General features: G+C 57.5%; 7 protein-coding genes and 1 pseudogene. All 8 read right to left on the bottom strand.

Translation table 11 applies throughout. The annotated features are described in order from the left end of the window. Nucleotides 1-759, bottom strand: a 759-nt coding sequence (locus ABJP42_RS16490; RefSeq protein ID WP_348342281.1) for an ion transporter, incomplete at its 3' end; no start/stop codon positions are given. A 58-nt stretch (nt 760-817) separates the two neighbouring features. Beyond that, a complete protein-coding gene (locus ABJP42_RS16495; RefSeq protein WP_348342283.1) occupies nt 818-1,966 on the bottom strand; it encodes a hypothetical protein in 1,149 nt (382 codons plus the stop codon). Nucleotides 1,967-2,041: 75 nt separating this feature from the next. Then, nucleotides 2,042-4,768 (bottom strand): type VI secretion system ATPase TssH, encoded by a 2,727-nt coding sequence (gene tssH / locus ABJP42_RS16500; protein WP_348342285.1) that lies wholly within the window; start codon nt 4,766-4,768, stop codon nt 2,042-2,044. Between the two features lie 25 nt (nt 4,769-4,793). Beyond that, entirely contained in the window at nt 4,794-5,831 is a 1,038-nt protein-coding gene (tssG, locus tag ABJP42_RS16505) for a type VI secretion system baseplate subunit TssG (RefSeq protein ID WP_348342287.1), read from the bottom strand. Next, entirely contained in the window at nt 5,795-7,672 is a 1,878-nt protein-coding gene (gene tssF, locus ABJP42_RS16510; RefSeq protein WP_348342289.1) for a type VI secretion system baseplate subunit TssF, read from the bottom strand. The genes tssG and tssF overlap by 37 nt, the downstream gene beginning before the upstream one ends. Before the next feature lie 2 nt (nt 7,673-7,674). Then, on the bottom strand, nt 7,675-8,172 hold the full coding sequence (gene tssE, locus ABJP42_RS16515; RefSeq protein ID WP_348342291.1) for a type VI secretion system baseplate subunit TssE: 498 nt from the start codon (nt 8,170-8,172) through the stop codon (nt 7,675-7,677). Further along, a complete protein-coding gene (locus tag ABJP42_RS16520; protein ID WP_348342293.1) occupies nt 8,165-8,968 on the bottom strand; it encodes a type VI secretion system accessory protein TagJ in 804 nt (267 codons plus the stop codon). The genes tssE and ABJP42_RS16520 overlap by 8 nt, the downstream gene beginning before the upstream one ends. 70 nt (nt 8,969-9,038) lie before the next feature. Continuing rightward, nucleotides 9,039-9,259 (bottom strand): annotated as a pseudogene (locus ABJP42_RS16525) (Hcp family type VI secretion system effector); the annotation flags it as partial.

The raw sequence follows: 9,259 nt of genomic DNA on the forward strand, positions 1-9,259 counted from the left end.
ATCGGTTTCCTTGCGCACCAGGTCCCGCAATTGTTCGAATTCCGCCTCGGCCTCGGCCTCCACCGCGGACTGCATGGTATTCACCAAAAGACCGATAAAGAGGTTCAGTACCGAGAAAGCCGTGATCACGATGAAGGGCACAAAGAAGGACCAGGCCATAGGGTAGACCTCCATCACCGGGCGCACGATACCCATTGACCAGCTTTCCAAGGTCATAATCTGGAAGAGTGAGTAAAGAGAGCGACCCAGAGTGCCAAACCACTCATCAAAGGCAGAGCCATACATCAGCGTTGCCATCACCCCAAAGACATAGAACACGATGGAGATCATCACGATCACTGCGCCCATCCCCGGCAGCGCATCGAGCAGGGCCTGCACCACCTTCCGCATCTGCGGAATAACCGACAGCAATCGGAGCGCCCGAATGACCCTGAGCCCCCGCAGTGCTGACAGCCCCTGTTTGTCCGGCAACATGCCAACGCTCACCACGGCCAGATCAAAGATATTCCAGGCCGAGGAAAAAAACTTGAGCCGATAGGCAAAAAGTTTCAGCGTCAGTTCCGCCACAAAGACCGCCAGCACCAGCTTGTCGATCACGCCAAGCAACCCGCCTGCCTTTGCGTTCACCGCATCCGACGTGCTGAGCCCCAAAGTCACCGCGTTGAAGATGATGATGCCAAGAATGGAATTGGTCACCACCGGGCGCTCAACAAAAATCCGGGCGCGGTCCTGAAGGGTCATGGAGGCTGTTTCGGTCATGTGCGTTTTCTACTGTGCTAAGAAAAATTTCAGAAAGGCAGGCGGGATTTGGGTTGAATCAGACCCTTTCGAGCAACTCCTTGTCGACCTCAGTCACAATGGCAGTACCCACGGCCAGGACCGCCTCGCCTGCATTAGAAAAGTCACCTCCCGCCAGAACGATATCGGTCACAACCATGCCCTTTTGGATGTATTTCCATTTTTTAGGCTGCAGGGATTCCAGCTCGGCAATCGCTGCAGCAGTCTGTTTTTGGAAGGCCATGCCTTTGGCCACCTGGGTCTGCATATCAATGATCTTGTCGATCAGTTTGGCGGTGGATTTTTGCAGCTTGGACAGAAGGGCGCTGACTTTTTTGGAGGATTTCACATCCTGCATGGCAGAGATCTTATCCATCTCCTTCAGTACCTCATTGAGCTTTTTGGCGATCTTGTGCGCCCCTACATCCACGCCCTGGATCTTGCTCTTGTACTGATCATTGTCCGATTTAACCGAACCGACAGTGGGTAGAAAATCCGCTCCCAGGATCGAGTTCACAAAGGCCTTGCCGGTGTCCTTTGCGCCGGAGAGTTCCTTTTTCTTTTTGTCAAAACTCTTTTGGATCTTGACAAGGTTCTTGGTCACCCGCTTTTGCATCTTGTCGGCTTCGATTGCCAATTTGTAAATCTTCATCGCCATGCCAATCAGCGTTTTGATGATGCCATACAGGCCAACTATCAGCGCAAAGCCACCGGTTCCAACAGCGCTGGCAACACCGCCCACCACATTGAGCCCATCAATGGCCAGATCAACGCCGGCTTTGATTTTATAGGTGCGGTATTCCGCCTTGGTCATTGCAACTTCGGCCCAGGCCCGTTCAGCGGCCTTTTTGCCGTTCTTGGCAAACTCTTTGAATTGCTTCTTGGCAAAGCCCTCATAGGCGGCCACCAGTTTTGCCCGGTCTGCCTTGCTGTTTGTCTTTTGATACATGGCATCGACCTGACGCAGTTTTATCACCATGCCATTGACCAGATCATAGTATTCTTTTGAGGCCGCCTCCGTCAGTTTCGCCAGTAGCAAAGGATCATCATCAAGCGCCTTGTAAGCGTCCGAATCCACCTCCAGCACCACCTTGCAGGGCAGTGGTTTTTCCAATTTCAGCCCTTTGGGTTTGCACTTATCGCGCAGGTACCGTGCGATATCATTTTCAATCAAAACGACTTTGGCCATTGGTCTTCCTCCCTAGATTACTGATTTACTCCCCCGATAGCCGAGGGATCGAAACTGGCGCCGACAAAGCTGCGCTTAACCATCAAAACTGTATGAGAACTCTCCCTCTGTTACGTCGATCTTCACCGAAGCCACCTCTTCCCCCGCCATCAGGCGGCGCAGGAACTCGTTGGAAATGTCAGGCAGCATCGAATTGGTGACGATGGCATCAATCATCCGACCGCCGCTCTCCAGCTCCTGGCATTGCTCAACGATTTTATCGATAACCGCCTCCGAGTAGGAGAAGGGCACATCATGGGCCTCTTCCACCCGCTTTTTGATGCGGTCCAATTGCAGCTTGGTGATCTTGCCGATCATATCCGGACTGAGCGGATAATAGGGGATCGTCACCAACCGCCCCAGCAAAGCCGCCGGGAAGATCTTGAGCAGGGGATCGCGCAGCGCCTTGGCGATGCCCTCGGGTGCCGGCATCAGATCCGGGTCGGCGCACATATCCATAATCATATCGGAACCGGCATTTGAGGTCAGCAGGATCAGGGTATTTTTGAAATCAATCACCCGGCCCTCGCCATCCTCCATCACGCCTTTGTCAAAGACCTGGAAAAAGATCTCATGCACATCCGGGTGCGCCTTCTCGACCTCATCTAGCAGCACTACCGAATAGGGTTTGCGCCGTACTGCTTCTGTTAGCACACCGCCTTCGCCGTAGCCGACATAGCCGGGAGGCGCGCCTTTTAGCGAGCTGACGGTATGGGCCTCCTGGTATTCGGACATATTGATGGTGATGACATTTTGTTCGCCACCATAAAGCACCTCGGCCAGGGCCAGGGCGGTTTCGGTCTTACCCACCCCGGAGGTACCGGCCAGCATGAAGACCCCGATGGGTTTGTTGGGATTGTCCAGGCCCGCGCGGCTGGTCTGGATCCGCTTGGCGATCATTTTCATCGCGTGATCCTGGCCGATGACCCGCTTGGCCAGATGTTCCTCAAGATGCAGGATAGTGTCGATCTCATCCTTGACCATACGGCCCACCGGAATACCGGTCCAATCGCCCACCACGCTGGCAATCGCCTGATGATCGACGATGGGCAGGATCAAGGCGCTGTCGCCCTGCAGCACCTCCAACTCGGCATTTTTGTCTTTGAGCTGTTGCATCAGCGCGGCGCGGTCTTCTTCGCTTAAGGGGCTATCGGATGCGCCCTCGGCACCGTCTTCCCCCGTGTCTACGGCACTGTCTACGGGCGCGGCGCCCTCCCGGAGTTTGGCGCGCAGGTCGAGGATTTCTTCGACCACCGCTTTCTCACTCTCCCAACGGGTGGTGAGCCCGGCCAGCCGCTCTTCTTCGCGTGCCTTGGCCTCGGTGACAGCCTCGCGCCGGTCGGTGACCTCATAGCCAGCAGTCTCATCCCGGCTGATGATCTCCAGCTCGGTGGTCAAGGCTTCGATCCGGCGCTGGCTATCGTCCACCTCCGCCGGAACCGCGTGCTGGCTAACAGCAACGCGGGCGCAGGCGGTGTCCAGCAGGCTCACCGATTTATCCGGCAATTGCCGAGCGGGAATATAGCGCGCCGAAAGACTGACCGCCGCTTCGATCCCTTCATCCAGAACCTGCACCCGGTGGTGTTTCTCCAGCATCGAAGCAATGCCGCGCATCATCAGGATCGCCTTGGGTACCGAGGGTTCGTCAATTTTGACCACCTGAAAACGCCGGGTCAGGGCCGGGTCTTTTTCGATGTATTTCTTGTATTCCGCCCAGGTAGTGGCACCGATGGTGCGCAGGGTACCGCGCGCCAAGGCCGGTTTCAGCAGGTTGGCAGCATCGCCGGTTCCAGCAGCACCGCCGGCACCCACCAGAGTATGGGTCTCATCGACAAACATCACGATGGGTTCGGCGCTGGCCTGCACCTCATCAATCACCTGGCGCAAGCGATTTTCAAACTCCCCCTTCATCGAAGCCCCAGCCTGGAGCAAGCCGATATCGAGTACCAAGAGCCGCACATTCTGCAAGGCCGGCGGAACGTCCCCCCGCGCAATCCTGAGCGCAAAGCCTTCGACTACAGCAGTTTTGCCCACCCCGGCCTCACCAGTAAGGATCGGGTTGTTCTGACGCCGCCGCATCAGAATATCAACAATCTGGCGGATCTCCTCATCGCGTCCCACGATGGGGTCAATTTCGCCATTGCGCGCCTGTTCCGTCAGATCAGTGCAGAATTGCTCCAGCGCTTCGCCTTTGCCCATAGCTCCGGGGGCCATGGCACCAGAGGCCTCTCCCGGTTCAGCGCCGCCGCCGGTGACAGCACTGCCATCCTGCGCCGACATCGCGGCCTCGGGCGAGCCATCGGTGGCCTCGGCAAAGTTATCTGCCAGATCATCAGCACCAATACGGACCAGTTCCGGCGACATCGAGGCAAGGATATTGCGCAAGGCAGGCGTTTTGAGCATTCCCAGTAGCAGATAGCCGCTGCGCACCTGGCTGGCAGAATAAAGCAGTGAGCCCCAGACCCAGCCGCGCTCCATTGCATCCATCAGATGATCGCTGAGATCTGAAATCGCCGAGGCCCCACGTGGCAGCATGTCCAGCGCCCGGGTCATCTCGGTGGCGATCTTGCCAGTATCGAGATCATAATGCGCGATGATCCGGTGCAGATCACTGTCCTGCTGCGCCAGCAACTGATGCATCCAATGCACCAGTTCGACATAGGGATTGCCCCGCATCTTGCAGAAGACAGTTGCGCCTTCTACCGCCTGATAGCCCAATTTGTTGAGCTTTCCGAATAGCGCCACACGGCTGATCTCGGTCATGTCACTTCACTCCCTAAAGGCACTCTTAATTCCCCGAGCTAATGCCGGGGTACAAATACAAGTCATCAACATCCGGCTGGTCCTGATCGGGATCAGGACGGCTGCGGATCCAGCTGGTATGGCCAAGCCGGGTGGTGCCGCCGAGGCTGGCACGCGGCACCGCATCGCCGGCCAGAACCAGATTCACATCCCAATCCAGAAAATCACCAAGATAACTGCGAATGATCGCACGCAACCGATCCAGGGCCGCGCCCCCCGGCAACAGCCGCTCGTAATCCTGCAGGCTCAACGGGCCGATGCGCAGACGAAATTTGGCGGATCGGCTCCAGACCTTTTCACCAATGCTGGTGCTCTGGCCCAGTCCCCCCTGACCGCGACCCATCTGCCAGCGATCATCAGGCTCCAATTGCAGCCAGGACCCAACAAATTCTTCCAGCTGTACCGGCACTCGAAAAAAATCAGACAGGATCGCCACCAGCCCCGCCGGGGTCTTGGTCCCCTGCCCTAGAATGCCGGTGAAATGCAGCTTTGACAGGTCCGGCATATCGTCCCGGTTCTGCAGCCCCTTGCCGTGATAGCCCGAGAGCGCGGCCACCCGGTCGGCCAGCGGGTCTTCGTCACGATCAAAACTGACGGCCGGGGCGCCTTCGGTCCAGGCCCGATACAGCAAGGACATCATCCGATGGGTCAACATATCGGCAAAACCCACCATGGTGGGGTCTCGATGGTTGCGTTTGCGGTCGCGGGCATATTCGGTCAGATGCAGTGGCAGCGGCCCCTGCGGCCCAAAGAGGCCAAAGAAACGATTGGTCAGCCGGGCGGGACCTTCTTTGGATCCTGGGGTGAAATCCGCAATGGTAGAGGGCGGAAAGGCCAGTTCGGCCTCTTGCCCCAGACGCAGGGGATCCTGACGGGGCCGACGGCTTTCACCCAGGCGTGGATGTTCGGAAAAATGCGCTTCCAATATCCTCATGGCCTGAAAAACATGGTGTTCCTCAGGGGCTTCGACCAAGCGGTCAAAGAGGCTCAGATCGTTCGGCCCAGGCCCTTTTGTGGTCGCCATCTGGCGATAACCCCTCGTTTTTCGGTTTTCAGAACCGTTTCGGTAAATGTGTTGATGCTGGCGTAGCCGTGGAAAAATCGTTCCAGGACCGCCCCCAGCGCGTAGATATTGCTGCCTTCAAAAAAGCTCTCATCAAAACCGATGGAGATCTCCATGCCGCGCACCGCTGTCGAAAGAACCTCGTCGCTCATCCGCCGCACGATGGGGCGGCTGGTGACCGAGACAATGCCCTCCAGCTGTTTTTCAGTGACCCTGTTTCCCAGTGGCGCATAAAGCCCAACAAGCTCGCGCAGGGCCTCGGCGGCCTGGCCACGACCACTGTCGGCAATTGACACATAGTTCAGGCTCAGGTGTGAAATCAGCCGCCAGGCGGTATCGCCCTGCCCCAAGGAAGGATGTGGCCGGGTTGGGGAGATCGGCAGGGTGATCTGCTTCACCGGTCCACCCTCGGGCAGATGAAAGACATTTTCATTTCCAGTCGCTAGCAGCAACGGCAAGTCGCGATTGGTGCACAGAGCCTGAACCGCCAGTTGTTCCAGATCCGGGCCATAGGGCGCCTGTGAACGGTCCACCAAGGTCAGATAGACCTCAGAGCCCAAATAGGACGAGCGCACGCCGCGCAGCCGCTCTTTTTCCGAACGCTCCCGCATACGGCGCCTCAAGGTGTAATAGGCCGGGTGGGTTTCGCCAGCGGCGGTGAAATCATCCGCCGAATAAAACGGCCGAAAATCCACATCATCCGCACCTTCGCCACTGATCCCGACAACCTTCCTCAGCGCATAGATCTCAAAATCGAGACCCGCCGTACGATTGGGAATGACGTGGTGTTCAGTATCCCGCGTGGTCAGGCGTACCCGGTCACAACGTTTTTCAAACAGGTTCACCGCCGGAATAGTGTTGAGCTGGAATACTTCGGGCATCACCACCGGTGCGACCTCGCGCATGCCTTCGCGCAGGGGAATATAGAGGTCGACCTCAGCGCCTTCGGCCTTTTCCAGCGCCGGGCTCAACCCCTGCAATTCGACAAAACGAAACCGTTCCGGCATGGCAAAGAATTCCTGCAGCAACCGGTAACCATCAAAGACACGCGCCGGCACTGGCAACAGGGCTTCTTCGCGGGAAAACCCCTTTTGCACCACGCCGCCCTCGGGCAGCGGCAGGTGCCAATCAGCGCGCCGATCGGTAGAGCGGGCAACGATGCCCTGCACCTGGGTGCACAAGAGTTCAAGCAGCGGCCAACTGTTGCCCGCCGCATTGCCAAGATAGATCTGCAATCGATCCATATTGAGATCGCGTAGGGGTTCGCCATCGGTACGCTTCAGGCGCAGGCGAATGCCGGCACGGGCCTCATAGCCCGCGGCCACCCCAGCCGCGACAAGATCACCACGCCCATCGATATACTGGGCTTCAGTGATTTCAACGGGCCAGAGGGTGAGATCCGCAGCTGTTCGGAATTCACATGGGGTTTGCTCCCCCTCGTTCAAACGCGAGCGAAGCACTGACCCGCGTGGCATCAGATAGCCGCTTTTCACGGCCGAATTACTCGGGTCTGGTTCGAACTTTGCGATCATCATCGACGGTGTTGGCGCCAGATAATGCGGATAGATGATTTCCAGCAGGTTGGAGGTGAAATTAGGATATTGCAGCTCCAGTTCCAACTGCACCCGTGCCGACAAAAAAGCGACGCCTTCCAGCAAGCGTTCAACATAGGGGTCAAGCACCTCGACCCCCTCCATCCCCAATCGCGAGGCGATTTTGGGATAGGCAGCCGCAAACTCCGCGCCCATATCGCGCAGGTAATTCAGCTCATTTTCATAATGGCCCAGCAGGCGGGTATCCATCGTCAGAGCCCCCTTTCCATCTTAACCTCACCGGTGGTCACATCAACCTTGCTGCGCAGATACAGCTCCAGCGGCAGGGGTTGGGCCCACATGTCGGCGCGGATATCGAGTCCGATGGTCATGCCGGCCACCTCCACATCACCAATCAGCTGCACATCAACAGTGCCCTCAATGATGCGCGGCTCAAAACTGGTGACCGCCTGTTCGATAGCGCGGCGGATTTTTTCAGCCTTTTCCGTGGTGCTGAATTCGCCGGTGACTTCGCTTAGGCCAAAGTTCAGCACCGAAACGGCCGCAGCAGGGTAACGATCAGCATCAATCTGATTGCCGGCGTTCTGGGTGTTCAGCAACCAGGACAGATCGCGTTGAATGATTTCGCGCAGCCGGTTCAGATCGATCACCCGGCTGTCGCGGCTTTCCTTGCGGTCAGAGGGGTTGTCGTCGGTCAGACGGTCCAACAACGAGGGTTGCAACCGTTCTGCAAGCATCTTGTCAGCCATTGGTCTCGTCCTGGGCCCCAATCTGCAACTGACGTATATCCATCAGTGGAAAGTCCTCATCGCCAATAGTTAAAAGCCGCTGGCCAAGACCGGTATAAGCGCCGCCGCCTGCCTCCTCCCATTGGGTAGCCCGCGCCAATCGCACCGCTGCGTCTGCCGATGCGCTGCCGGGATAGCGGGTGGGGATCAGCACCGCCAAAGCGCCTTCATTGGCAAGGGTAAGTGTGCCAGCCATCCAAACGCTGTCGCGCAGGTCACTGGGCTCATCAATCTCCAGGCTTTGGATTTGTGAAAACGGTAGCCAGAAATAGCGCCCGTTGAGGATCACCTCCAGCACTGGTCCCAAACGCATATCAGCATCCGCAATCCATTCAAACGGCGTGCCATCAATCACCCCTGCGGTCATCGGCGCGGCATCATAGGCGGCATCGCGCAGGGCCGCGGCCTCCGCCACATAGCTCTGGGCCAAGAGCCTTTGCGCTTCAATCAGCTGCGCCAGCCAGGCCTCGGGTTCACCAAGGATCAGCGGGTCCTTTTCGCCCTTGAACACCTTCTCGCGGTAGACCTCACAGAGGATCGCTTCGCGGTAGGCCTGCGCCATGACCATGGCAGCGGGATCCAGCTCAGCACTGAGGCGCAGCTGTGCCACCGCCCGCTTCCAATCCCCTAAGATGCAGAGCAACTGGAACAGAAAAATGCGCAGCTTGGCACTGGACGGGTCCGCGCGCACCTGTTCCTGCAGGGCCGCAAGAGCCTGTTCCGGATCACCGGCCCGCAGATGCTCTTCAGGGGTCATGGGCAAAACTCCGCCATGTAAACAAAAATAGAAACCCCGGGCGTGAAGCCACGCCCGGGGTCGAGGCAGATCAGTACTCGAACTTGCCGCTTTGGACATTCCACTGGAAGACAATCGGGCTTTCCAGTTTACCAGTCTTCTGGTTTGTCGACTTATACGTATGCTCGATTGCAGCATAGGCGAGCGACCAGGTCTCTTCTGGAATGCCATCCTCACTGGCCGAAATCGAATAGCTGTCGATCACCACGTCTTTCATATTCCAGACGGAGTATTCCAACAGCCCTTCTGCCT

Source organism: Pseudophaeobacter sp. (genome assembly GCF_039971195.1).
Lineage (GTDB): Bacteria > Pseudomonadota > Alphaproteobacteria > Rhodobacterales > Rhodobacteraceae > Pseudophaeobacter.

Excerpts from the sequence above, each read along its gene's own strand:
- tssH (WP_348342285.1), bottom strand. The coding sequence starts at position 4,768 with ATGACCGAGATCAGCCGTGTGGCGCTATTCGGAAAGCTCAACAAATTG.
- tssF (WP_348342289.1), bottom strand. The coding sequence starts at position 7,672 with ATGGATACCCGCCTGCTGGGCCATTATGAAAATGAGCTGAATTACCTG.
- tssE (WP_348342291.1), bottom strand. The coding sequence starts at position 8,172 with ATGGCTGACAAGATGCTTGCAGAACGGTTGCAACCCTCGTTGTTGGAC.
- ABJP42_RS16495 (WP_348342283.1), bottom strand. The coding sequence starts at position 1,966 with ATGGCCAAAGTCGTTTTGATTGAAAATGATATCGCACGGTACCTGCGC.
- tssG (WP_348342287.1), bottom strand. The coding sequence starts at position 5,831 with ATGGCGACCACAAAAGGGCCTGGGCCGAACGATCTGAGCCTCTTTGAC.
- ABJP42_RS16520 (WP_348342293.1), bottom strand. The coding sequence starts at position 8,968 with ATGACCCCTGAAGAGCATCTGCGGGCCGGTGATCCGGAACAGGCTCTT.